At 71.8% G+C, this 23,105-nt stretch carries 25 protein-coding genes; 4 read left to right on the plus strand and 21 right to left on the minus strand.

The features are described 5' to 3' along the window. Positions 1-3: 3 nt before the first annotated feature. The 14 genes from OG738_RS08620 to OG738_RS08685 all read right to left on the minus strand — a co-directional run bounded on the left by OG738_RS08620 (position 4) and on the right by OG738_RS08685 (position 14,226). Positions 4-1,206 (minus strand): ABC transporter permease, encoded by a 1,203-nt coding sequence (locus tag OG738_RS08620; RefSeq protein ID WP_329052680.1) that lies wholly within the window; start codon positions 1,204-1,206, stop codon positions 4-6. After that, positions 1,203-1,916, minus strand: coding sequence for an ABC transporter ATP-binding protein (locus OG738_RS08625; protein ID WP_329052682.1), 714 nt, complete (start codon positions 1,914-1,916; stop codon positions 1,203-1,205). The genes OG738_RS08620 and OG738_RS08625 overlap by 4 nt, the downstream gene beginning before the upstream one ends. Next, the gene (locus OG738_RS08630) at positions 1,913-3,238 is read right to left on the minus strand and encodes an efflux RND transporter periplasmic adaptor subunit (RefSeq protein ID WP_329052683.1); all 1,326 of its coding nucleotides are present in this window, start codon (positions 3,236-3,238) and stop codon (positions 1,913-1,915) included. The genes OG738_RS08625 and OG738_RS08630 overlap by 4 nt, the downstream gene beginning before the upstream one ends. Before the next feature lie 62 nt (positions 3,239-3,300). Next, positions 3,301-3,639, minus strand: coding sequence for a hypothetical protein (locus OG738_RS08635; protein WP_329052685.1), 339 nt, complete (start codon positions 3,637-3,639; stop codon positions 3,301-3,303). A gap of 13 nt (positions 3,640-3,652) precedes the next feature. Beyond that, the gene (locus OG738_RS08640; RefSeq protein ID WP_329052687.1) at positions 3,653-4,099 is read right to left on the minus strand and encodes a hypothetical protein; all 447 of its coding nucleotides are present in this window, start codon (positions 4,097-4,099) and stop codon (positions 3,653-3,655) included. Further along, positions 4,096-4,632 (minus strand): hypothetical protein, encoded by a 537-nt coding sequence (locus OG738_RS08645; protein ID WP_329052688.1) that lies wholly within the window; start codon positions 4,630-4,632, stop codon positions 4,096-4,098. Before OG738_RS08645 ends, OG738_RS08640 begins: the two co-directional genes overlap by 4 nt. Positions 4,633-4,649: 17 nt before the next feature. Continuing rightward, positions 4,650-5,621, minus strand: a complete 972-nt coding sequence (gene hemB / locus OG738_RS08650) for a porphobilinogen synthase (RefSeq protein WP_329052689.1) — start codon at positions 5,619-5,621, stop codon at positions 4,650-4,652. A gap of 91 nt (positions 5,622-5,712) precedes the next feature. Continuing rightward, the gene (locus OG738_RS08655) at positions 5,713-7,245 is read right to left on the minus strand and encodes a bifunctional uroporphyrinogen-III C-methyltransferase/uroporphyrinogen-III synthase (protein ID WP_329052691.1); all 1,533 of its coding nucleotides are present in this window, start codon (positions 7,243-7,245) and stop codon (positions 5,713-5,715) included. Between the two features lie 82 nt (positions 7,246-7,327). Continuing rightward, positions 7,328-8,257, minus strand: a complete 930-nt coding sequence (gene hemC, locus OG738_RS08660; RefSeq protein WP_329052693.1) for a hydroxymethylbilane synthase — start codon at positions 8,255-8,257, stop codon at positions 7,328-7,330. A 20-nt stretch (positions 8,258-8,277) separates the two neighbouring features. Further along, on the minus strand, positions 8,278-9,585 hold the full coding sequence (locus OG738_RS08665) for a glutamyl-tRNA reductase (RefSeq protein ID WP_329052695.1): 1,308 nt from the start codon (positions 9,583-9,585) through the stop codon (positions 8,278-8,280). Beyond that, positions 9,582-10,508 carry a redox-sensing transcriptional repressor Rex gene (locus tag OG738_RS08670; protein WP_329052697.1) on the minus strand — a complete coding sequence of 309 codons (927 nt, stop codon included), beginning with the start codon at positions 10,506-10,508 and terminating at the stop codon, positions 9,582-9,584. Before OG738_RS08670 ends, OG738_RS08665 begins: the two co-directional genes overlap by 4 nt. Positions 10,509-10,840: 332 nt before the next feature. Continuing rightward, positions 10,841-12,397 (minus strand): molybdopterin-dependent oxidoreductase, encoded by a 1,557-nt coding sequence (locus OG738_RS08675; protein WP_329052699.1) that lies wholly within the window; start codon positions 12,395-12,397, stop codon positions 10,841-10,843. 64 nt (positions 12,398-12,461) lie between these two features. Then, positions 12,462-12,698, minus strand: coding sequence for a glutaredoxin family protein (locus OG738_RS08680; protein ID WP_329052702.1), 237 nt, complete (start codon positions 12,696-12,698; stop codon positions 12,462-12,464). A 10-nt stretch (positions 12,699-12,708) separates the two neighbouring features. Continuing rightward, positions 12,709-14,226 carry an AMP-binding protein gene (locus tag OG738_RS08685; protein ID WP_329052704.1) on the minus strand — a complete coding sequence of 506 codons (1,518 nt, stop codon included), beginning with the start codon at positions 14,224-14,226 and terminating at the stop codon, positions 12,709-12,711. Between the two features lie 313 nt (positions 14,227-14,539). Between OG738_RS08685 and OG738_RS08690 the strand changes: the two genes are divergently transcribed. From OG738_RS08690 to OG738_RS08700, 3 genes are all read left to right on the plus strand, one after another. Next, entirely contained in the window at positions 14,540-15,238 is a 699-nt protein-coding gene (locus OG738_RS08690; protein ID WP_329052705.1) for a sigma-70 family RNA polymerase sigma factor, read from the plus strand. A gap of 115 nt (positions 15,239-15,353) precedes the next feature. After that, positions 15,354-16,424, plus strand: coding sequence for a DUF5667 domain-containing protein (locus OG738_RS08695; RefSeq protein WP_329052708.1), 1,071 nt, complete (start codon positions 15,354-15,356; stop codon positions 16,422-16,424). A gap of 95 nt (positions 16,425-16,519) precedes the next feature. Beyond that, on the plus strand, positions 16,520-17,428 hold the full coding sequence (locus OG738_RS08700) for an HAD family hydrolase (RefSeq protein ID WP_329052710.1): 909 nt from the start codon (positions 16,520-16,522) through the stop codon (positions 17,426-17,428). 14 nt (positions 17,429-17,442) lie between these two features. Here OG738_RS08700 and OG738_RS08705 read toward each other — a convergent pair whose 3' ends face one another. The 5 genes from OG738_RS08705 to OG738_RS08725 all read right to left on the minus strand — a co-directional run bounded on the left by OG738_RS08705 (position 17,443) and on the right by OG738_RS08725 (position 21,065). Then, positions 17,443-18,468 (minus strand): lysophospholipid acyltransferase family protein, encoded by a 1,026-nt coding sequence (locus tag OG738_RS08705; protein ID WP_329052712.1) that lies wholly within the window; start codon positions 18,466-18,468, stop codon positions 17,443-17,445. A gap of 77 nt (positions 18,469-18,545) precedes the next feature. After that, positions 18,546-19,592, minus strand: coding sequence for an NAD-dependent epimerase/dehydratase family protein (locus OG738_RS08710; protein ID WP_329052715.1), 1,047 nt, complete (start codon positions 19,590-19,592; stop codon positions 18,546-18,548). Positions 19,593-19,849: 257 nt separating this feature from the next. Continuing rightward, the gene (locus OG738_RS08715; RefSeq protein WP_007030867.1) at positions 19,850-19,951 is read right to left on the minus strand and encodes a 30S ribosomal protein bS22; all 102 of its coding nucleotides are present in this window, start codon (positions 19,949-19,951) and stop codon (positions 19,850-19,852) included. 155 nt (positions 19,952-20,106) lie between these two features. Beyond that, entirely contained in the window at positions 20,107-20,322 is a 216-nt protein-coding gene (locus OG738_RS08720; protein WP_013222402.1) for a helix-turn-helix domain-containing protein, read from the minus strand. A gap of 182 nt (positions 20,323-20,504) precedes the next feature. Then, a complete protein-coding gene (locus OG738_RS08725; RefSeq protein WP_329052718.1) occupies positions 20,505-21,065 on the minus strand; it encodes a carboxymuconolactone decarboxylase family protein in 561 nt (186 codons plus the stop codon). 40 nt (positions 21,066-21,105) lie between these two features. Between OG738_RS08725 and OG738_RS08730 the strand changes: the two genes are divergently transcribed. Beyond that, positions 21,106-21,435 (plus strand): winged helix-turn-helix transcriptional regulator, encoded by a 330-nt coding sequence (locus tag OG738_RS08730; protein ID WP_329052720.1) that lies wholly within the window; start codon positions 21,106-21,108, stop codon positions 21,433-21,435. On the opposite strand, the gene proC is transcribed toward OG738_RS08730, so the two are convergent. Together proC and OG738_RS08740 are read right to left on the minus strand one after the other, a co-directional pair. Then, entirely contained in the window at positions 21,423-22,232 is an 810-nt protein-coding gene (gene proC / locus OG738_RS08735) for a pyrroline-5-carboxylate reductase (protein WP_329052722.1), read from the minus strand. The genes OG738_RS08730 and proC overlap by 13 nt on opposite strands. 24 nt (positions 22,233-22,256) lie before the next feature. Further along, positions 22,257-23,084 carry a thioesterase family protein gene (locus OG738_RS08740; protein ID WP_329052723.1) on the minus strand — a complete coding sequence of 276 codons (828 nt, stop codon included), beginning with the start codon at positions 23,082-23,084 and terminating at the stop codon, positions 22,257-22,259. Positions 23,085-23,105: the final 21 nt, after the last annotated feature.

Consider the following 23,105-nt stretch of genomic DNA (forward strand, 5'->3'; position numbering starts at 1 on the left):
TCCTTATTCGTGACGCAGAGCGTCGATGGGCCTGAGCTTGGCGGCCCGGTTCGCCGGGAAGCTGCCGAAGAACAGCCCGATCAGGGCGGATACCGCGAAGGCGAGCAGGATCGACGACGGCACCACGACGGGCTTGATCCCGGAGATGGTGAACCGGCTGCCGATCACCCCGATCGCGACGCCGAGCAGCCCGCCGAACAGGCTGAGCATGGTCGCTTCGGCGAGGAACTGGCCGAGGATGGCCGCGCGCGGCGCGCCGATGGCCTTGCGGATGCCGATCTCGCGGATCCGCTCGGTCACCGTGACGAGCATGATGTTCGTGACGCCGATCCCGCCGACCAGCAGCGAAATCGCCGCGACCGCCGCCAGGAGCACGGTGAACGTCTCGGTCGCCGACGTCCGCGTCGCGAGCAGCTGCTCGGAGTTCTGGATCTGGTAGTCGGCGGTGCCGCCGAGCCGGATGCCGTGCCGGGCGTTGAGGATCGCGGTGATCTCCGACTGGGCCAGCGAGACGGAGTCCGCGCTGGTGGCCTGGACGGCGATCTGGCTGAGGCTGCCGTAGCCGGCCAGGGAATTCTGCACGGCCGAGATCGGCGCGATCGCGACGTCGTCGGCGTTCTGCAGCCCGGTGCTGCCCTTCGCCTGCAGCACCCCGATGACGGTGAACTGGATGCTGTTGAGCAGCACGTTCTTGCCGACCGGGTCTGAGGTACCGAAGATCGACTCAGCCGTCGTCGGGCCGAGGACGACGACCTTGCGCGCGGCCGTGACGTCCTCGCTGGTGAACAGCGAGCCCTGGGCGAGATCGCGGTTGGTCGTCGTGAAGTACGCCGGCTCGGTGCCGGCGACGCTGGAGATGTCGTACGACGTCTGCCCGTAGGTCGCGGTCGCCGTCGTGTTCACCACCGGCGACGCGGCCTTGACGTCCGGCGCGCCGACGGGGTCGACGAGCGCGTGCGCGTCCTGGACGGTCAGCGGCCGCGCGGACGCGCCCTGCCCGCCGCCGCGCGCCGGGGAGACGTTGACGACGTTGGTGCCGAGGCCCTGGATGCTCGCCGCGATGGCCGCGGACGCGCCGTTGCCGACCGCGACGAGCAGGATCACCGCCGCGACGCCGATGGTGATGCCGAGCGTGGTGAGCGCCGAGCGCAGCTTGTTCGCGGTGAGCCCGCGGACGGCGAAGCGCAGGATTTCGAGGAAGTTCACGAGACCGCTCCGACCGTGCCGGTCTGGCGGGTCACTTCGTCCGACACGATGAGGCCGTCGTCGACCCGCACGACGCGGCGCGCGTGGCGGGCGACCTCGTCCTCGTGCGTGATCACGACGATGGTGCGGCCGAGCTGGTTGAGCCGGTCGAACACGCCGAGGACGTCCTCGGTGCTGCGGCGGTCCAGGTTGCCGGTCGGCTCGTCGGCCAGCAGCATCGCCGGGCCGGTGACCAGCGCCCGTGCCACCGCGACGCGCTGGATCTGCCCGCCGGACAGCTCACTCGGCAGGTGCTTGGCGCGGTCGGACAGGCCGACCATCTCCAGCGCGGCGAGCGCGCGCCGCCGTCGCTCCGACCGGCGGAGTCCACTGTAGACGAGCGGAAGCTCCACATTGGACAACGCGGACGTCCGCGGCACCAGGTTGAACGACTGGAAGATGAAGCCGATCTTCCGGTTGCGCAGCAACGCCAATTGCCGTTCGTTCAGCTTGCCGACGCCGAAGCCGTCCAGGAGGTACTGGCCGGACGTCGGGACGTCGAGGCAGCCGAGCATGTTCAGCAGGGTCGACTTGCCCGAGCCCGACGCGCCCATGATGGCGACGTACTCGCCGGGCCACACCGCGAGCTCGACGCCGCGCAGCGCGTGCACCGCCGTCTCGCCGGCGCCGTAGGTCTTGCGCAGTCCGGAGACCGCGATCACCGGGTTCACCCGCGACCGCCGAAGCCACCCGTGCCACCCGTGCCGCCGGTGCCGCCGGTGCCGCCGGTGCGGGTGCCGCCACCGGGGAAGCCGCCGGTCCCGCCGCCCGGGAACCCGCCGGTGCCGCCGGTGCCGCCGGTCCGGCCGTTGCCGCCGGTCGTGCCGGTCGCGGCCGTCGCGGTGAGCACGACGTTCTCGCCCTCGGTCAGCCCGGAGGTGATCTGCACCGTGGACTCGCCGCGGATGCCGACCTGCACCTGGCGGGTGACGTTCTGGCCGTTCTGCTGCACGGTGACGATGTTGGTGTTGCCGACCGTCGTCACGGCCGCGGCCGGCACGCTCAGCGCGTTCTCGGCCGAAGCGACGGTGATCACGACGCTCGCCGACTGGCCGGGCCGCAGCCCGTCCGGCGGGTCGGTCAGCGCCAGCTGCGCGCCGTAGGAGACCACGCTGCCGCTCGTCGTCGGCGTCAGGTTGATGCTCGAGACCGTCGCCTGGACCGGCTTGTCCGGCAGCGCGTTGAGCGTCACGGTGGCCTTCTGACCGGTCTTGACCTTGCTGACGTCGATCTCGGCGACCGAGGTGTTCACGACCAGGCCGGTCATGTTCGTGATGGTGATGAAGCCGCTGCTGCTGGTGCTGCTGCTCGACGCGGTCCCGGAGTTCGACGAGCCCTGCCCGCCCTGCCCGCTGCCGCTGCTGCTCGACGACGACTGGGAGCTGCTGCTCGCCGAGCCGCTGGAGGACTGCTGCCCGACCGCGCCGTTGACGGCGGTGACCGTGCCGGCGCCGGGCGCGTAGAGCGTCGTGTTGTCGAGCGTCTGCTGCGCGGTCTGGACGTCGAGCTGGGCCTGGTCCAGCTTCGCCTGCGCCGAGGTGACGTTGTTGGCCGCCGACTGCGTGCTGTTCTGGCTGTTTTGGCTGTTCTGCCCGGTGGTCGGGGTTGCTTCGGCGGTTTCCGCGGCGTCCAGGCTGTCCTGGGCGACCGCGAGGTTCGCCTTCGCGACCTGAAGCTGCTTCGACGCCTGCGTGCTGTCGATGGTCGCGAGCTTCTGGCCGGCGCTCACGACGTCGCCGACCTTCACGTCGATCGAGGTGACCTTGCCCGCCGTCGAGAAGTTCGCCGCGCCGGTGTAGCTGCTGGCGAGCGTCCCGGCGGCGGAGATGGTCTGGGTGACCGTCGCGCGGCGCACCGGAGTGCTGCGCGACTGCGCCTGCGCCGTGTTCGGCGTTGGGCTGAATGCCTGGTATATCCCGAAACCCGCCCCGGCCAGGAGTACGACCAGAGCACCGTTGATCACCCATGCCTTCGAGGCACGCACGCGCGTCATGCGGCAACCCTGCTGCCGCTGCTTAGCAATTGACTGTTCGTTCCCTGTGCGGGAGCTGTGTATCAGGCCTTGGGCTTCGGGTGCCGCGCACGGACCGCGAGCGAGAGCTGACGCACCGCGTCGACCAGCAGGATCGCGGCCACGGTGCCCATCCCGATGGCGGCCGCGAGCAGCCCGCCGAAGTACCGGTGCGACTCGAGCGTGGCGCCGTCGTCGGTGTGCGTGACGACGGTGGCGACACCGCCGTGCCAGAGCGCGTAGGCGGCCCACCCCGCGGCGACGGCCAGCACGACTTCCACGACGGCGACGAGCGTCCGCCACGGCTTGTGCAGCCGAGCTTGCGGGCCGGGTTCTTCCGGCGGCCAGAGCTCGGCCCCGGTGGGCTGCGGGAGGTCGATCACGGAAGTGATTTTCTCATGCTTCCTTCGGAGTCGCCCGGACGAGCCGGTCCAGCGCGTCCTGGAGGGCCTCGACGTCCTTCGCCCACGCCAGGACCACCGTGCCGTCGGCCAGCTCGACCGGCAGCGAGTCGTACTTCCGCGGCACCGACCAGCCGCCACCCAGCACCCGGGCCCCGACCGGTGCGCCGACGTCCTGCACCGACGCCAGCTGGTCGGCCGCCACCTTCTCCCGGCCCTGACGCAGCTGCTTCGTCGTGACTTCCAGCGAGAGGAACCGGCGCCGCGCATACACCCACGGCACCGTGATGGCGCACAGCCCGGCGCCGACCATCAGCCAGCCCACGACGTGCACCGGGCCGCCCGTCGCCAGCTCCGCCAGCGCGCCGGCCACCGCGAACACCGGGCCCCACAGGACGGCGGCCCAGCTCACGCCGGACTCGGCGTAGAGCCGGTCGCTCACGGCTTGCGGCCGGCCTTCGGGAAGTAGCCCACCACCGACGGCAGGTACAGCAGCACCAGCGCGATCACGAACAGCAGCACCGCGACCAGCGTCAGGTAGTTGATGATCGGCGCGACGACCATGATCAGCAGCACCATCACGATCGGCAGGATCGTCAGCACCGTCCGGGCCGAGCGCGTGCCCTCGCGGGCCTTGTACGCGAAGAGCAGGAACAGCAGCACGAACACGATCGACCCGCCGAGCAGGTACCACAGCAGCGCGGTGACGCCGTCCGCGATCATCTGCGGCGTGTACTTCGGGTCGGTGGTGCCCTTGACGTACTGGTCGATGACCGCGGACTTGGTGCTCAGCAGCTGGACGTACCCGAGGATCAGCACCACGCCACCGGCGAGCCACAGCCAGAAGGAGATCGCCACGGGCCGCGGTGGCGTCGCCTTGGGCGCCTTCTGCCCCGGCAGCACCGGGTCCGGCGAGCGGCCCTTCTTGCGCCGTTCGTCGTCGGTCAGACCGGTGAGGTCCTCTTTGTCTTCCACGCGTGGACTCTAACGGGTCAGTCCAGCCAGGCAGCGGCTTCGGTGGCCCAGTACGTGAGGATCAGGTCGGCGCCCGCGCGGCGGATCGACGTCAGCACCTCGAGGACCGTGCGCTCGCGGTCCAGCCAGCCGTTCGCCGCGGCGGCCTCGACCATCGCGTACTCGCCCGAGATGTTGTACGCCGCCACCGGCACCGGGGAGATCTCCGCGGCCGCCTTGATGACGTCCAAATAGGACAGCGCGGGCTTGACCATGACCATGTCCGCGCCCTCGGCGAGGTCCAGTTCGATCTCGCGCAGCGCCTCGCGGCCGTTGCCCGGGTCCTGCTGGTAGGTCTTGCGGTCGCCCTTGAGCTGCGAGTCGACGGCCTCGCGGAAGGGGCCGTAGAACGCGCTGGCGTACTTCGCGGAGTAGGCGAGGATCGCCTTGTCGCTGTGCCCGACCTCGTCGAGCGCCCGGCGGATCACGCCGATCTGGCCGTCCATCATCCCGGACGGCCCGAGCACGTGCGCCCCGGCTTCGGCCTGCGCGACGGCCATCTCGGCGTACACGCGCAGGGTGGCGTCGTTATCGACCCCGCCGTCGGCGTCGAGGACACCGCAGTGGCCGTGGTCGGTGAACTCGTCGAGGCAGGTGTCGGCCATCAGCACGGTGGCGTCGCCCAGCTCGTGCCGCAGGTCGCGCAGGGCGACGTTGAGGATGCCGTTTTCGTCGATCGCGCCCGAGCCCTCCGCGTCGCGCGTGGCGGGGACGCCGAAGAGCATGAGCCCGCCGACGCCGGCGTTGACCGCGTCGACGGCGGCCTTCCGCAGCGTGTCGCGGGTGTGCTGCACGACGCCCGGCATGCTCGAGATCGCCTTCGGCTGGTCGAGGCCCTCGGCGACGAACATCGGGAGGATCAGCTGGCGTGGCCGCAGCGTCGTCTCACCCACCAGCCGGCGCATGGCCGGGGTGGTGCGGAGCCTGCGGGGGCGATGCTCGGGGAACACTCCTCCCAAGGTACTCCCGCTCCCCGGAATGCCATGAGGGGCACCTGCATGGCCATAGAGACCATGAAGGTGCCCCTCATGAACGACAACCTCAGGAGCGGCGGGCCCGCTTCGCCTTGCGCGGCGGCGGCAGGGCGCCCTCGGCGCGAAGCCGGGCGGCGTGCTCGGCCAGCGCGTCCACCAGGTGCGGCACGTCGGCCTTCTCCGGCTGGACGTCGACCCGGAGCCCGAACTCGACCGCGGTTTCCGCGGTCTTCGGGCCGATGCACGCGACCAGCGTGCGGGTGTGCGGCTTGCCGGCGATGCCGACCAGGTTCCGCACGGTCGAGGACGAGGTGAAGCAGACCGCGTCGAAGCCGCCGGTCTTGATCATCTCGCGGGTCTCGGCGGGCGGCGGGGCGGCCCGGACCGTGCGGTACGCCGTCACGTCGTCGATCTCCCAGCCGCGCTCGCGCAGGCCGGCCGACAGGGTCTCGGTGGCGATGTCCGCCCGCGGCAGCAGCACGCGGTCGACCGGGTCGAGGACGTCGTCGTACGGCGGGAACTCGGCCAACAGGCCTTCCGAAGACTGCTCACCGGAGGGAACCAGCTCGGGGATGATGCCGAACGAGCGCACCTTCGCCGCGGTGGCGGCGCCGACGCAGGCGATCTTCACGCCGGAGAACGCTCGGGCGTCCAGGCCGAACTCCTCGAACTTCTCCCACACCGCGCGGACCGCGTTGGTGGAGGTGAAGACGATCCACTGGTAGCGGCCGTCGACCAGGCCCTTGACCGAGCGCTCCATCTGCGCCGGGCTGCGGGGCGGCTCGACCGAGATGGTCGGCACCTCGTGCGACGTCGCGCCGTGGCCGCGCAGGCGCTCGGCCATCTCGCCGGCCTGCTCCTTGGTGCGCGGCACCAGGACCTTCCAGCCGTACAGCGCCCGCGACTCCCACCACGACAGCTTCGAGCGGTGTCCGGCGGCCTGGCCGATCGTGACGATCAGCGGCCCGACGAGCTCGCCCGCGTCGTTGGCAAGCTTCTCGAGCGTGGTGTCGAGGGTGCGCTGGGTGTTGATGGTGCCGTTCGCGGTGACCGCGACCGGGGTCGACGCCGGAACGCCGTTGCCGGTCAGCGCCGACGCGGCCTCGGCGAGGTGGGCCGACGACGCGTGCAGCACCAGCGGGCCCGGCGAGGCGGCCAGTGCCGCCCAGTCGACGTCGCCGCGGACGTCGACCTCGGTGTGCGTGCCGCCCAGCGCGACGCCCGCGTACGCCGGGACGGCCGCACCCGGCGAAACGCCCGGGACGACGTCGAACACGGCGCTCGTGCGCGCGACCGCCTGCACCTCGGCCACCACGGCCGGGGTGGTCAGCGGGTCGCCCGCGATCAGCCGCAGCACCAGCCGGCCGGCCTTGGCCTCGGCGGTGAGGTCCTTGGCGACCTCGGTGGCCTCGCCGACGGCGGGCCGGACCTCGGCGCCCTCGGCGGCCATGGCCAGCACGGCCTGCGGCACGTCGGGGTCGGTCACCACGACCTCGGCCTTGGCGAGCAGTTCCTGGGCACGGACCGTGAGCAGGCCGGCGTCGCCGGGGCCGGAGCCCACGAACGCTACGCGCCCGGTGGTCTTTCGCGCGGGGGTCATCTGTGCGTTTCTCCTCTTGCGGCGGCCGTGCACGACTGCACGGACGCAGGTCTCCTACGTCTTCGAAGCGCTCGCGAGAGCGCTACTGAGCCGGGCCGGAGAGGGCTCCGGCTCCGAGGTCCAGCAGCTCGGCGGCCAGGTCCTTGCCCAGCTGGGCGGCCTGGTCCTTGTCGGCCAGCGCGATGGCCCGGACCATGTCCACCGCGCCGTTCTCGCCTTCGACCGCGGCGGTGCCGCGCAGCGAGATCCGTTCCACGACCTTGCCCTCGGCGTCGAGATCTTCGACGATCTCGGCGAGCGCGCCCACCGGCGCGCTGCACCCCGCCTCGAGCGCGGCCAGCAGGGCCCGCTCGGCCGTCACCGCGGCCCGCGTGCCCTCGTCGTCCACTGTGGACCTGAGCAGCTGCTCGAGGTCCACGTCGGCGGACCGGCACTCCACCGCCAGCGCGCCCTGGGCGGGTGCGGGCAGCATCTGGATCGGGTCGAGGGTCTCGGTGATCGCCTCGGCCAGTCCGATCCTGGCCAGTCCGGCACGCGCCAGCACCACGGCATCCAGCTCGCCGTCGGTCACCTTGCGCATGCGGGTGTCGATATTGCCGCGAATCGGCACGATTTCCAAACCGAGACCCAGCGCGCGCAGCTGGGCGGTGCGCCGGGCGGCACCCGTGCCCACCGTCGAACCCGGCGGCAGCTCGCCCAGCGTGAGCCCGTCGCGCGCGATCAACGCGTCCCGCGGGTCTTCGCGCGGCGGCACGGCGGCGAGCGTGATGCCCGGCTCGGGTGCGGTCGGCAGGTCCTTGTAGGAGTGGACGATGACGTCGACGTCGCCCCGCAGCAAGGCTTCCCGCAGCGCGGAGGTGAACACGCCGACACCGATCGTCGCGATCGGCGCCAGCGACTTGTCGCCGGGCGTGGTCACCTTGACGATCTCGACCTCGACGCCGGTGGCGCGCAGGGCGTCGGCGACGGTCCCGGTCTGGGTGAGCGCGAGCTTCGAACCACGCGTGCCCATGCGAATGACTCTGGTCACTGCTACTTCTTCTCTGGTGGGGGCTTCGGGCTCGCCACGGCGGCCGGTGCCTGCGGGTCGAGGCAGAACAGTTCTCGCAACGCGTTCGCGTAGTCGGTGTCGGCCGTCTCGGCGGCCAGCTGCTTGACCCGCACCGTCGGCGCGTGCAGCAGCTTGTCGACCACCCGGCGGACCGTGCGGCCGACCTCTTCGCGAACGGCGCCGTCCAGTTCGGGGAGCCGGTTGTCCAGCCGGAGCAGCTCGGCGTCGACGACCTCGGCCGCGCGCTTGCGCAACGCGGTCACGGTCGGCGTCACCTCGGCGCTGCGCTGTCCGGCGAGGTAGTCGCGCACCTCGTCGAGGACGATCCCGGTCGCCTTGGCCGTCTGGCGCTCGGTGGTCGGGGTGCCGGCTTCGCGCATCCGGCGCTGGATGGTGGCCAGGTCGACGACGCGCACGCCGGCCAGCTCGCCGACCGCCGGATCGACGTCGCGGGGCAGGCCGAGGTCGCAGACGACCAGAGCCCGGCCGCCGCGCGGCAGCACGTGCTCCGTGCCGAAGACGGCGTCCTGCGCGCCGGTGCAGCAGATCACGACGTCGGCGTCGCGCACGGCGTCGGCGACCGCGGACAGCGGGATCGCGCGGGCCGGCACGCCCTGCTCGGTGACGTTCGCGGCGAGGCGGCGGGCGCGGGCGTCGGTGCGGTTGGCCACGGTGATCTCGCCGATCCCGGCCTTGCGCAGCTGCGACGCGCTCAGCGCGCCCATCGAGCCCGCGCCGACGATGACGGCGTGCTTGCCGGCGACGTCCCCGGCCGCGGCCAGCGCCTCCGACACGACCGACGCGCCGAGCTGGTCGAGCCCGGTCTCGGTGTGGACGCGCTTGCCGACGCGCAGCGTGGTCTGGATCAGCTCGTGCAGCGTGCGGCCGACGGTGCCGGCCTCGCGCGCGGTGGCGTAGGCGGACCGGACCTGGCCGAGGATCTGCGTCTCGCCGACGACCATCGAGTCCAGGCCCGAGGTGACCGAGAAGAGGTGCTCGACGGCCGCGCCGGCGTAGTGCACGTACAGGCTGTCGTAGAGGTCGGCCGGCTCCATCCCGGCCTGGCGGGCGAGCACCTCGGAGACGTCGTTGAGGCCGCCGTGGAACGTCTCGACGACCGCGTAGACCTCGATCCGGTTGCACGTCGAGACCAGCATGACCTCACTGACGTGCTCGGCCTGCTGCAGCTCGTCGAGCACCTTGCCGATCTCGGGCGCGGGCACCGCGACGCGCTCGAGCGTGCTCAACTCGGCGCTGCGATGCGAAAGCCCGACCGCCAACACGCTCATGAGCGCACCACCATTTCCCGTCCGCCGTCCGGACCCGAGCCGTTCCGCCCGCTGCCTTTGCCATTCTCGGCGGGCGAGCCCACGGCCGGTAATCCGGAAGTGCCCTGATTACCGGCGGCGTCATCCGCGCGGCGGGCCACATGAAACGAGAGTATCTGCAGCTCCACGGCCAAATCCACTTTGCGGACCTCAATGTGAGCAGGAACCTGCAACACGACCGGGGCGAAGTTGAGGATGCACTGGACACCGCCCGCGACCAGGCGGTCACACACCGACTGGGCGGCGGTGGGCGGGGTGGCGATCACGCCGATGGAGATGCCGCGCTCGGCGCAGACCCGCGGGATGTCGTCCATGTGCGACACCGGGAGGCCGCCGACCGGCACGCCGATCAGGTCCGGGTCCAGGTCGAACAAGGCCTCGACCGGGAACCCGCGCCCCGGGAAGCCGCCGTAGTTGGCCAGCGCGTGGCCGAGGTTGCCGATCCCGACCACGGCCACCTTGTGCTGGCGCGTGAGGCCCAGGATCCGCTCGATCTGGCTGACCAGGACGCTGACCTCGTAGCCGACGCCGCGGGTGCCGTAGGAGCCCAGGTACGAAAGGTCCTTGCGCAATTTCGCGGAATTGACGCCCGCGGCCTGGGAAAGCTCTTCGCTGGAAACGGTCGTCGCGCCTTGTTCCGACATTCCGGACAACACCCGGAGGTAGACGGCGAGGCGCGCGACCGCGGCTTCGGGGATCGACTTCGCCCGGACGGCCTCGGGGGCATCCCCGTTGGGGACACCGCGGCCGTTGCCCTCGGCGGGTACCGCGGGGATTTCGGCGGTCGGCGCGTTGTCGGCGTCCGGGGTGTCCTGGCGGCGCGTCCGGCGCGGCGGCCGGCCCGGGGAGCCCGCTTCGTCGCGCCTCCCCCGCTGTGTCACCACGCCGTCGTCTCCTGCCCGCTGTGCACCCGGCGGCCATCGCCACGGCCGTTCCGAACTGTGTCTTGACCCAGGGCGCGGGGTCCGGTTCGATGCGGACCGCCCGGGGGCGATGGTTCTACGGTAGACCACTTGTGAACGCGCGCACAAAGTCACTGGTCGGAGGCGGTTCCGCGCGGCGCTCGATCATGACACGGTGTCAGAATCCTTGTCCGCCAGGCACTTCCGGGGCAGGCGGGCGCCGAAGGGTGATCGAGTGCGGCGCGGCCGCGCCGACGGTGCCGCGGCGAGCGGCGCACCGGACACGGTGAACGGCTCCGGCGCGCTGCTCGTGGTCAGTGCGCGTCGAGGGTGACCGAGTGCCAGCCGGTGGCGCCGTCCGGGACCGGGTCCGCGCGGTTCTCCGTCTGGGTGTAGCCGTCCTGGTCGGTCGCGCGGACGGACGCCTGGTGCGTCCCCTTCGGCACGTCCAGCTCGATCCACCACATGCGCCAGGTGTCCTTGCTGACCTCGGCCGAGAGCGTCGCCGGCTGCCACGGTCCCTGGTCCAGCCGGACCTCCACCTTCGCGATGCCGGTGTGCTGCGCCCACGCCGTGCCGGCCAGCCGGACCTTGCCCGCGGTCACCCCGGCGAAGCCCGACGGCGTGTCGATCCGGGACTCCGTCTTGATCGGGGCCTGCTCGGCCCAGCCGCGGCTGAGCCAGTACGCCTGCCGGTCGTCCCACTTGGCGAACTCGAGCGACTCGACCCACTTCGTCGCGGACACGTACCCGTACAGGCCCGGGATGACGATCCGCGCCGGGAAGCCGTGCTCGATCGGCAGCGGCTCGCCGTTCATGCCGATCGCCAGCATCGCGCCGCGCTGCGGGTCGAGCGCGACGTTCGCCGGGGTGCCGCACGTCCAGCCGTCGACGCTGGTGGCGTACATCTGCTCGGCGCCGGCCCGCACGCCGGCTTCGTCGAGCAGGTCGACGAGGTCGACGCCGAGCCAAGTCGCGTTCGAGATCAGCGGGCCGCCGACCTCGTTGGAGACGCAGGTCAGCGTGACGCGGCGCTCGACCAGCGGCCGGTTGCGGATGTCGGCGTAGGAGAAGGTCACCTCGCGGTCGACCATCCCGTGGATCTTGAGGCTCCAGTCCTCGGTGCGGACCTGCGGGACGACCAGCGCGGTGTCGATGCGGTAGAAGTCGCCGTTCGGCGTGATGAACGGCGGCGAGCCCAGCTTCGCGAAGTCGGCGTCGGCGGGCAGCGACGGCGCGGTGCGCGCGGGGACCAGCGGCCCGACGGCAGCCCGGGAGTCCTCGGCGTTCTTGCTGGTCCCGGCCACCTGCCCGACGACGGCGGCGATCCCCGAACCGGCGGCGACGCCGATCCCGGCGCGCAGGAACTTCCGGCGGTCGAAGCCCCGGTCGCGCACCACGTCCGCGGGCAGTGCGACTCGGTGCAGCGAGGTGAACACGACGAGCCCGGCGCCGAGGGCGGCGACCGGCGCGAGCAGCGAGACCTGCCCGAGGTCGCTGCGCGCGTAGACCGCGGCGACCCCGGCGGCCCCGAGCAGGAAGACGAGCACCTGCCCGGCCCGCGGCGTCCGGCGCGAGAGCTGGCCCGCGAGCACCGCCAGCAGGACGAGCACGACGCCGAGCCCGATCTTGAGGACCGGCTTGTCCCAGGTGCCCAGCGTTCGCTCGGCCCACTTCACGATCCCGGTCGGGCTGTGGTCGATCACGTAGTTGGCGACCGCGATGAACGGCGAAGCGGTGTAACCGACGAAGCCCGCGACGAAGTGCCCGACCCCGAGGGCGGCGGCCAGCGCCAACAGCCCGATGAGGGTCGCGACGGGCAGCGAAAGCCGCCTCGGTGCTTCGGGCGGCGCTTCCTGCAAGGTGCTCACGCCTCCATCTTCGGAGCAGTCGCTCCGGAAGGCTGCCCGATCCCCCTTACGAGCGTGTTACGGCTCAGGCGAGGGCCTTCCGCAGCCGGTCTTCCTCCACGCGCCAGTAGCCGTGCTCGGCGCCGTCGACCAGGATCACCGGGACGCGGTCGCCGTACTCCGCGCGCCACTCCGGGTCCGTGTCGACGTCTTCGGTCTTCCACGTGGCTCCGACCTCGCCGCAGATCCGGGCGACGTCCGCCTCCGCGACCTCGCAGAGGTGGCAGCCCACCCGGCTCATCACCGTCACTTCGTGCGCCATGACGTCCTTACTACCGCAACCGCACGCGGCGCAGCTTGCCGGTGGCCGAGTGCGGCAGCGACTCGGCGAACTCGACCGCGTGCGGCACCTTGTACCCGGCCAGGTGGGCCGCGCAGTGGTCGACGACCTGCTGCTCCGACAGCGACGCCCCGGCCGCCGGCACCACGAACGCCTTCACCGCTTCGCCGCTTCGCTCGTCGACGACACCGACGACCGCCGCCTCGGCCACCTCGGACAGCTGCCCGATGACCTCCTCGACCTCGCGTGGGAAGACGTTGAAGCCGTTGACGATGATCAGGTCGTTGGCCCGGTCGACCAGGTGCAGGTCGCCGTCGACGTCGAGGTAGCCGACGTCGCCGGTGCGGAACCAGCCCTCGTCGTCGGGCCCGTGGCCGCCATCGGGCCAGTAGCCGGAGAACAGGTTCGCGCCGCGGATCGACACCAGCCCGGTCTCGCCCTCGGCCTCGAAGACGTCGTCGACGTCGTCCGGGTCGAGCGGCACGGCCTGGTCGGTGCCGTCGCTGTCCACCAGCCGCAGCTCGACGCCGGGCAGCGGCCGCCCGACCGAACCGGGCTTCGGGTAGCCCGTGACCAGCGTCGACGTCACCACCGGCGCGCACTCGGTGAGGCCGTAGCCCTCGTAGACGTCGAGACCGGTGGCCTCGCGGATCGCGCCAAGCACCTTCGGGTGCAGCGGCGCGGCGCCCGACGTCATCCGCCGGACGGTGGTCAGCTTCGCCTGCAGTTCGTCGGTGCCGAGCGCGGCGAACTCCGCGTACATCGTCGGGACGCCGGTGATCGTCGTGACGCCGTGCTCGGCGCAGTCGTCCAGCGTGCGCTGCGCTTCGAACCGCTCCGACAGGACCGCCGTCGCGCCCGCGGACACGGCCTGCAGCAGACCGGGCCCGAGGCCGTAGACGTGGAAGAGCGGGATGGTGATCAGCACGCGGTCGTCGTGCGTGAGGACGCCTTCGACACCGCCCAGCTGCGCCAAGTTCGCCAGCAGCGCGCGGTGCGACAGCATCACGCCGCGCGGCGGGCCGGTGGTGCCCGAGGTGTACGAGACGACGGCGATGTCCTCCCCGGAGCCCGCCCGGCCGTCGTCGACGATTTCGCTTGGTCCATCCGGGTCGGATTCCGGAGTGAGACCCGTCACGCCGTCGGGGAGCACCTCGTCGGCGTCGCGCGTGATGACAACCTTGGCACCGCTGTGCCCGAGCAGCTTCTCCAGCTCCGGCCCGGGCGCCTGCGGCGACAGCGGCACGACGACCGCGCCGGCGCGCAGTGCACCGAAGAAAGCGACCACGAAGTCCACCGACGTCGGCAGCCGCAGCGCGACCCGGTCGCCCGGCTCGACACCGGCACCCGCGAGCCGCCCGGCCTGCGCCTGGACGGCGGCCTCGACCTGGCGGTACGTCAGGCCGCGCCCGGTCCCGGTCTCCCGCACGGCCGGGTGGTCCGGCCACGTGGCCGCGGCCCGCGTGAGCAGCCCGCCGACCCCCGGCTGCGTCCCCTCTGGAGCACTCATCCGCGGTCCACCTCTCCTCGCCGGGCCCAAACCGTTGCAAGTCTGTCATTCGGAGCGACGTCATGGGTGCTGACCGCGAGCGTCGCGTCTGTGCAACCCCGGAACCACTACCTACTTCGCGGTAACTACACGTATGCTGCACTGCGTCGCGGGGTGGTGTTGATCACCGCCGCGACCGGAGAGAGGGAGTCGCCGTGACGAACTTGCCTGCCCACGAGGTCGTGGGGCATGCGAGCCGGCAGGCCCCTGCTCGTCCGTGGTCCGGGGGTACCGTGGCCCACTGGGTCAGAGCCGCCGCCGGAGGTGCCGCCCGATGACCGTGCCGACCGCCGTGAGCCGTGGGCCCGTCTTCATGTTCGCCGAGCGCGTGTTCGGGCGCTCGGCGTCCGTGCCGCTGAGCAGGCAGGCCGCCGCCTCCGACGACGAGCGCGCCGAAGCCGCCAAGGCCGAGGCGTGGGACCTGGTGCGCGCCGCGCAGGACGGCGACTCGTCCGCGTTCGGCCGGCTCTACGACCGCTACGTCGACGTCGTCTACCGGTACGTGCTGTTCCGGCTCGGCGACCGCGACCTCGCCGAGGACGTCACGAGCGAGACGTTCCTGCGCGCGCTGCGCCGGATCACGTCGGTGAGCTACCAAGGCCGTGACGTCGGCGCCTGGTTCGTCACCATCGCCCGCAACCTCGTGCTCGACCACGTCAAGTCGAGCCGCTTCCGCCTCGAGGTCGTCACCGACGAGGTGACCGAGCCGGGCTCGGCGCCGTTCAGCGTCGGCGCGAGCGTCCAGGCGGGGCCCGAGCAGGAGGCGATCAGCCGCGCGACCCGCACCGAGCTGCTCCGCTGCGTCGCCGAACTGGGCGATGACCAGCGGGAATGCATCATCCTGCGGTTCCTGCAGGGGCTGTCGGTGGCGGAGACGGCCGAGATCATGAACCGCAACGAGGGCGCGATCAAGGCGCTGCAGCACCGCGCGGTACGCCGTTTGGCACAACTTCTGCCCACCGGATTGCGCTGATCCCGCGAACTTTTCGGCCCGTCGACCGAAACCGGTAACCCCGGCGGCTTCTTAATCGTTACTCCTGCCAGACCGGCGTTACCGAGCCGGCCATGGCCCGAGATGGAGCTGCGCAGTGAGGTTTGCGCGTGAGCGAGCCGAGATCGACCGGTTCGCGCGTGCCCTGGAGCCGTCCCCGGTACGCCGGGACGGCGAGTTCGCCGACGAACTGGCCCTCGTCGGCGCCCTGCGCGAGCTCGGTGCGGCCGGGGCCCCGGACCTGGAGACCCGGCAGCGGATCCACGCGGAGATCGCGGGCCGCCTGGAGACGGCGGCGGCCACCCCGAGTCGGAGGTGGCGGCCGCGGACCGCCGACCTGGTGGCCGCCGCGCTCTTCCTCTTCCTCGTCCTCTCCGGCCTGACGCTGGTGCTCTCCCGCGACGCGCTGCCGGGCGGCCCGCTCTACGGCGTCAAGCGGGCCGGTGAGTCGGCGGCGCTGGGCCTGACGTTCGGCGACCAGGCGAAGGCGCGCAAGCACCTCGAGTTCGCCACCAACCGCGTCACCGAGCTGAGCGAGCTGGCCGCGCAGGGCGCCGGCGAGGCCGACTACCGAACCGCGTACGACGACTTCGCCACCGACCTCAAGGCGGGCGTCGCCCAGATGTCGGCGGCGGCGACCAGCGACGGTGGCGGCACGCAGGCGCTGTCCGACGTCCGGCTGTGGGCGCGCAACCAGGCGGCTCGGCTGGCGGCGCAGCAGCCCACGCTCCCGGCGGACGCGGCGACGGTGTTCGGTGACGCGCGCGACCTGCTCGGCAAGGTCCAGGAGCGCACGAGCGGGCTCGTCGAGCGGATGAACTGCTACCAGATCACCACCGGCACGTCCGACGACCTTGGCCCGCTCCCGGCGACCGGCGAGTGCACGCCGCGGCCGGCCCCTTCGGCGGGTGGCGAGCCGGCCTCGTCGGCACCGCAGTCGTCCGCCGAGAGCACCCCGCCGACGCCGACCGGCACGCAGCTGCCGCCGTCGGACGCCGCGTCGACGCCGGGCATCCCGGTGCCGAGCGGCGGAGTGACGCCGCCGCCGGTCTACGGCCAGACCCCGACGACCACGCAGCGGCCGCCGGTGACCTCGACCACGCAGCCGCCGCCGCTGGTTTCGATCCCGCCGCTGCTCCCGGGTCTGCCGCCGATCGTGATCGGCTGAGGTCCGGGCCACACCTGCGACGGCGCGGTGGGCGGCTCGCTACGCTGTGCGAAGGATCCGGACGTTCGCAGGGACGTGGCCAGACGTGGGCAGACGTGGAGGCGGTGTGCGTGTCAGCTTGGCGTGGCAGGGATAAGAGTCAGGAGCTGGAACGGCTCGCCGCGCTCGCGGGCGAGGCGTCGGCCGAGGCCGCCCACGCCCGAGTGGTCGCCGAACCCTCCGCCCCGCCCGCACCGCCGGACCTCACCGCCGCGGCGTTCTTCGACGTCGACAACACGATGATGATGGGCGCGTCGATCTTCTACTTCGCCCGCGGCCTCGCGGCGCGGAAGTTCTTCACGTCGTCGGACCTGGCCGGTTTCGTCTGGGGCCAGATCAAGTTCCGCCTCGGCGGCCGCGAGAACAAAGAGGACATCAAGACCCACCGCGAACGCGCACTGTCCTTTGTGGCCGGACGCACGGTGGCCGAGCTGACGTCGATCAGCGAAGAGATCTACGACGAGCTGATGGCGGACAAGATCTGGTCCGGCACGCGCGCGCTCGCCCAGATGCACCTGGACGCGGGCCAGCGCGTCTGGCTGGTCACGGCGACCCCGATCGAGCTGGCGGCGATCATCTCGCGCCGGCTGGGGCTCACCGGGGCACTGGGCACGGTCGCGGAGACCCGTGACGGCGTGTACACCGGCCGCCTGGTGGGAGACCTGCTGCACGGCCGCGCGAAGGCGCACGCGGTGCGGGCCCTGGCGTCCCGCGAGGGCCTGAACCTCAAGCGCTGCACGGCTTATTCGGACTCGGCGAACGACATCCCGATGCTGTCGGCGGTGGGCACCGCGGTGGCGGTCAACCCGGATGGTGGCCTTCGGGACGTCGCGCGGGCTCGCGGCTGGGAGATCCGCGACTTCCGGACCGGCCGCAAGGCGGCGAAGATCGGCGTGCCGTCGGTGCTCGGTGCGGGCGCGCTCGCCGGAGCGGTGGCGGCGGGCATGGCCTACCGCCGTCGCTGAGCACGGCGCCGGCGTCAGCCGCGGAAGACCGACTTCCGCTGCGAGAGCCGCCGGTACAGCGTCTGCTGGATCGACTCGCGCACCTGGTCCGTCAGCTGGAACACCAGCATCGGGTCCTCCACCGCCTCCGGGCCGTACGCGTCCGTCGCGATCGGCTCGCCGAACTCGATGCTCCACTTCGTCGGCAGCGGGATCGCGCCCAGTGCCCCGAACAGCGGGAAGAACGGCGTCACCGGGAAGTACGGCAGCCCGAACATCCGCGCCAGGAGCTTGATGTCGCCCAGCTTCGGGTAGATCTCCTCCGCGCCGATCACCGACACCGGGATGATCGGGACGCCCGCGCGCAGGGCCGCCGACACGAAGCCGCCGCGGCCGAAGCGCTGCAGCTTGTACCGCGACGAGAACGGCTTGCCGACGCCCTTGAAGCCCTCCGGCCACACGCCGACCAGCTCACCCTTGCCCAGCAGGCGTTCCGCGTCCGCGTTGCAGGCCAGCGTCTGGCCGGACTTGCGAGCGAACGAGCCCACCAGCGGCACCTGGAACACCAGGTCCGCGCCGAGGCCGCGCAGGTGACGGCCGCCGGTTTCGTCGTGGACCGCCACCGCCGTCATCAACGAGTCCAGCGGCAGCGTGCCCGAGTGGTTCGACACCAGGAGCGCGCCGCCTTCGACCGGCAGGTTCTCGACGCCGAACGTGTCGACGCGGAACCACTTCTTGTACAGCGCGCGCAGGGGCGGCAGGAACACCGCGTCGGTCAGCTCGGCGTCGAAGCCGAACTCGTCGACCGTGTAGTCGCCGGTCAGCCGGTCGCGGATGAAGCCGAGCGCCGACCGCGCGGCGTCCGACAGCGGCTCCTCGGGAGCCGGCTGGTCCGCGCCGGGGAAGGCGACGACCGGCGCGTCCGCGCGGGCCGCTTCCTCCTCGCGAAGGTCACGTTCAGCAGTAAGAGCGTCCGGCTTCTCCCGGCCCGGTCCGTGCAGGGGGATGACCTGTGCCTCGGCACCGCCCACCGTTTCCGCCTCGCTTCCGAAGTCGTCCAAGTCGTGCGGTCTGCTGTAATAACCGGAGCTTCGCTCCGGGCCGGGGGCTCCGCCACCCGGACCCCCGAAGGGCCTGCTCATCGGCTTGACTGCCCGGTCGCTGCGGCGACGAGCACTTTGCTTGCCAGGCCCGCCAGCTTGCCGCCGTCGAGCACCGGCCGGAGCCCGCGTCCGACGATGTAGTCGTCGAACGCCTCACGCGTGGTCCACCGCGGGGTGTAGCCGAATTCGCTCTTCAGCTTGGCGATGTCGACGACCCGGCCGAAGTTCAGCAGCCGGACCTGGTCGGCGGAGAAGTCCACGACGCGGGCGCCGCGCAGGACCTTGCCGACCGAGGGCATCGCACCCCGCGGCATGGGCAGCTCGACCCGGCCCGCTCGCCGGATCGCCTGCGAGAGGGTGAGTACCCCCTCCGAGCCGACGTTGAAGACGCCGGGCTTGTCGTTCAGGCTCGCGCGTTCCAGCACCGCCAGCGCGTCCGCGGAGTGCAGCAGCTGGATCCGGGCGTCGAACCCGAAAACGGTCGGCACCACCGGAAGCGCGAAGTAGCGCGAAAGGACGGTGTCGGTCGACGGCCCGATGATGTTGGCGAAGCGGAACAGCGTCGTGGTGATGTCGGGACGGCGCCGCACCAGGCCGCGCACGTACCCCTCCATCTCGACGGCGTCCTTCGCGTACCCGCTGGTCGACGTCGGGATGAGCTCGGAGTCCTCGGTGAACACCGCCTGCGAGCGGGCGCCGGCGCCGTACACCGCCGCCGTCGACTTGACGACCAGCTTGCGCACCAGCGGCGAGCGCTGGCACGCGGCCAGCAGCCGCATGGTGCCGATGACGTTGACTTCCTTGATCGCGGTGCGGCGCCCCGGCCCGGCCGGGTGCGCGGTGCACGACGCGTGCACCACCGTGTCGACCTTCGCGGTGCTGATCACCTTGGCGATCAGCGGGTTCCGGATGTCCGCGCGGACGAATTCCGCGTGCCCCATGCGCTGCAGGACCGCCTTGTCCGGGGCGACCGTGTCGACACCGATGACCCGTTCGAAGTCGGGGTTGTTGCCCAGCCGGGCGAGGAGCTTCCCGCCCAGCTCCCCGGCGACCCCGGTGACGAGCACGATGTTCGACGGCATTCGACTCCCTGCGGCGTAGGGGCGTGTGGGGGTGGACGATCACCCGAAGTGCGCGGGCCTGCACTCACTGGAAGCATCGCGCGGACGCCCTGGCGATGTTACCGCTCATCAGTGGTAGCTCAGGGGTGTCTTACGTGCTATTAACCGATTCGCGCCGGAATGCGACGAAGGCCTCACTCGAACGGGGGGAACCGACCCGCCACATGGACGTGGCCCGTCCAGAGACTGGACGGGCCACGGCTACGCACGGCTGGGTCTTACTTGCCGGCCTTGCGACGCTGCACTCGCGTGCGGCGAAGCAGCTTGCGGTGCTTCTTCTTCGACATGCGCTTACGGCGCTTCTTGATCACAGAGCCCATGGGCGCTCCTTAGGTCGTCGTCGGTCACGCTGCCCGGCGCAGCGTCCAACGGGTGGAGCGCACAGGCACGAGCGGTTTTCCAGGTTACCCGTCACCCGGGGCGGGCCGGTCAGCGGGCACGTCGTAGCACGGCGCGCCGCTGGCCGAGACGTGGATCAGCCCACGTCGTAGTACGCGCCCTGGAGGTACTCGTGCACTGCTTTCTCCGGCACCCGGAAGGACTTCCCGACCCTGACGGCGGGCAGCTCACCCGAGTGCACGAGACGGTAGACGGTCATCTTGGAGACCCGCATCAGCGTGGCCACCTCGGCGACCGTCAGGAACTGGACCTGCCCGACTGCCGGCAGATCCTCCTTCTTGTTCGGCGACATGTTTACCGCGTCCTTCGACACGTGTCGCGCCACGAGGCTTCCCCACCTGTGGTATCGACACGCACGTGCTCTATCGAGAGTAGCGGGACTGGTGGGACTAAAGCGACGCCTGTCACCGAGATGGGCTCCTACCAGCGCTAACGCCCAAGCACCCGCGCGTGCAATACCGCCGCAATCGCCCATTACGGCGAATCCGGGCGCGTGGTGCCCGGCTCGAGGGGCAGCCGCAGCGCCCGGACCGTGAACGAGATGGCGTGGTACCACCCGCAGACGAGCAGGACGTCGAGCGCGCCGTCCTCACCGCTGGCGGCCACCAGGTGCGCCCAGGTCTCGTCGGACAGGTCCGCGGTCGCGCGCAGTTCGTCGACGGCCGTCAGCACCGCGCGGTCCGCCGCGTCCCAGCACGCGTCGGACGGGCTGCCGGCGGCCAGCGAACCGAGCTGCGCCTCGTCGAAGCCCGCCTTCTCCGCGAAGGCCGCGACGTGCACGCCCCACTCGTAGTCGGCCCCACACCGGGCGGTCGTCCGGTGGATGACCAGCTCGCGCTGCCGGACGGTCAGCGCCGACTGCGTCGAGAAGTAGTAGCGACCCCAGCTCGCGACCCCGCGGGCCAGGTCGGGACGCCGCGCCCAGACGCGGAACAGCTGGATGGGCGGCCCGAGCCGCTCGAGGACGTCTGCAGCCTCGGCGTCGAACGGCGGCTCGAGGGGCACGATCCGGGGCTGCTTCGATTTCAGAGGCATGTGCGGCACGCTAGCATCGGGCGCTTCGGAAAGGAAAGCAATGACGACTCCCCTGCCCGGCCACCCGGTCCGCGGTTCGGCCACGGGCCGCCCGGTGATGGCGCTGCTCGACCTGCTGGGCCGGCGCTGGACGCTGCGGATCCTCTGGGAGCTGCGCGACGGCGCGAAGCCGACGTTCCGCGAGCTGCAGCAGCGGTGCGACGGCGTTTCGTCGAGCGTGCTGGCCACGCGGCTGCGCGAGCTGGGCGAAGCCGACCTGGTCGGCCACACCGAGGGCTACTCGCTCACCGAGCAGGGGACGTCGTTGTTCAAGACGCTGATCCAGCTCGACGCCTGGGCGAACGACTGGCGGCCCCGTCAGCCTTCGTGAGCCTTGCCCAGCTCGACGGACCGGTCCTTCGCCGCCTCGATGGCTGCGAGCAGCGCCGCCCGGACGCCGTGCTTCTCCAGCTCGCGGATCGCGTTGATCGTCGTGCCCGCCGGGGACGTCACGGCCTCGCGCAGCAGCACCGGGTGCTCGTCCGACTCGGCGAGCATCTTCGCCGCCCCGACCGCCGACTGGATGATCAGCTGCCCGGCCAGCGCGCGCGGCAGCCCCAGCAGGATGCCGGCGTCGATCATGGCCTCGACCAGGAAGAAGAAGTACGCCGGACCGGACCCGGAGAGAGCGGTGACGGCGTCCTGCTGGCCCTCCGGCACCTCGACGACCTGGCCGACGTGCGAGAGCAGGTCACGCACGACGGCGAGGTGCTCGGCCGTGGCGTGGCGGCCGGCCGAGATGGCGCTCATGGCCTCGTTGACGAGCATCGGCGTGTTCGGCATGACCCGCACCACGGGCACGCCCTCGGCCAGCCGCCGCTCGTAGAGGGAGGTCGGCAGCCCGGCGCACAGCGACACGACCAGCGAAGACGGGCTCAGCAGCGGCGCGAGCTCGTCGAGCACCGGCTCGATGTCCTGCGGCTTCACGGCCACGACGAGGACGTCGGCCTGCTTCGCGGCCTCCTCGACCTCGACGCCGCGAATGCCGTAGCGCGCGGTGAGTTCTTCGACGCGCGCCGGGTACCGCTCGGTGAAGAGCAGGTCGCCCGGCTCGTGGCCGCCGTGCAGCAGCCCCGAGAGCAACGCCTCGCCGATCTTTCCCGCACCCAGCACCGCGATGACCGTCATGGCGTAAAGCGTGCCAAACGCGCCTCAGGCGCCCGGTGCCGGGGCGAGCCCCAGCTGCCGGGCCTGGCACACCAGCCGTCCCTGGGAGTCGACCACGGTGGCGTCCGAGTCGAACCACGACTCGTGCACCGAACGGGACTCCACCACCACCCGCAGCCAGCCCGGGGCCGGACGTGTCCGCAGCAACGCCGTCAGCTGGACCGTCGGCGCCCAGCCGATGCGGCCCAGGTTCATCACCACCGGCGGGTTGACGTCGGAGGCGAGGAGCGCGAAGTACGGGTCGACCAGGCCGTTGCGCGGCCGGACCCACAGCCGCATCCGGGGTGGCTCGCCGGTGCGGCCGGCCAGGTAGCCCGCGGTCGCCGGGTCCAGGCGAACCTCGCAGCCCTTGGCCAGGTTGAACGGGCCCTCGGTGCTCTCGGCCATGGCGAGCGCGCCCGGGGACGGCTCGGCGGGCATCGACGGCACGTCCGTCCACTCCGGGCGCCGCATCGGCAGCCGGCCGGTCGTCACGCGTGCCTCGACGCAGCTGCGGCCACGCTGCTCCAGCCGGACCTCGACGACCGTCGCGTGGCGGCCGACCTTCCGGACGTCCGTGCGCAGCAGCACCGGGCCGAGCGCGGCCGCGTGCAGGAACTCCGCGCTGACGACGAGCGGCTCCGCGTGCGGCTCACCGCGTTCGTGCAGGGCGGCGATCGCCGCCTTGGCCAGCAGGGCCAGCAGGAAACCCCCGTGCGGGTGCGAGCCGATGGCCCATTCCGCACGCAGCACCGCGGTGAAGGTGCCGTCCCCCAGCGACCGCGCCGCACTCGCCGTGTCGAAAGCCACGGCGGTGCCGTCCGTTCCGCTCACGAACGCGCCGTACCAATGGTG

Source organism: Amycolatopsis sp. NBC_01488, assembly GCF_036227105.1.
In the GTDB taxonomy this organism is placed as follows: Bacteria; Actinomycetota; Actinomycetes; order Mycobacteriales; family Pseudonocardiaceae; genus Amycolatopsis.

What these genes read in the sequence shown, in the direction of transcription:
- OG738_RS08630 (WP_329052683.1), bottom strand. Translation starts at nt 3,238, where the DNA reads ATGACGCGCGTGCGTGCCTCGAAGGCATGGGTGATCAACGGTGCTCTG.
- OG738_RS08655 (WP_329052691.1), bottom strand. Translation starts at nt 7,245, where the DNA reads ATGACCCCCGCGCGAAAGACCACCGGGCGCGTAGCGTTCGTGGGCTCC.
- hemC (WP_329052693.1), bottom strand. Translation starts at nt 8,257, where the DNA reads ATGGGCACGCGTGGTTCGAAGCTCGCGCTCACCCAGACCGGGACCGTC.
- OG738_RS08665 (WP_329052695.1), bottom strand. Translation starts at nt 9,585, where the DNA reads ATGAGCGTGTTGGCGGTCGGGCTTTCGCATCGCAGCGCCGAGTTGAGC.
- OG738_RS08680 (WP_329052702.1), bottom strand. Translation starts at nt 12,698, where the DNA reads ATGGCGCACGAAGTGACGGTGATGAGCCGGGTGGGCTGCCACCTCTGC.
- OG738_RS08685 (WP_329052704.1), bottom strand. Translation starts at nt 14,226, where the DNA reads ATGAGTGCTCCAGAGGGGACGCAGCCGGGGGTCGGCGGGCTGCTCACG.
- OG738_RS08690 (WP_329052705.1), top strand. Translation starts at nt 14,540, where the DNA reads ATGACCGTGCCGACCGCCGTGAGCCGTGGGCCCGTCTTCATGTTCGCC.
- OG738_RS08710 (WP_329052715.1), bottom strand. Translation starts at nt 19,592, where the DNA reads ATGCCGTCGAACATCGTGCTCGTCACCGGGGTCGCCGGGGAGCTGGGC.
- OG738_RS08715 (WP_007030867.1), bottom strand. Translation starts at nt 19,951, where the DNA reads ATGGGCTCTGTGATCAAGAAGCGCCGTAAGCGCATGTCGAAGAAGAAG.
- OG738_RS08720 (WP_013222402.1), bottom strand. Translation starts at nt 20,322, where the DNA reads ATGTCGCCGAACAAGAAGGAGGATCTGCCGGCAGTCGGGCAGGTCCAG.
- OG738_RS08725 (WP_329052718.1), bottom strand. Translation starts at nt 21,065, where the DNA reads ATGCCTCTGAAATCGAAGCAGCCCCGGATCGTGCCCCTCGAGCCGCCG.
- OG738_RS08730 (WP_329052720.1), top strand. Translation starts at nt 21,106, where the DNA reads ATGACGACTCCCCTGCCCGGCCACCCGGTCCGCGGTTCGGCCACGGGC.
- proC (WP_329052722.1), bottom strand. Translation starts at nt 22,232, where the DNA reads ATGACGGTCATCGCGGTGCTGGGTGCGGGAAAGATCGGCGAGGCGTTG.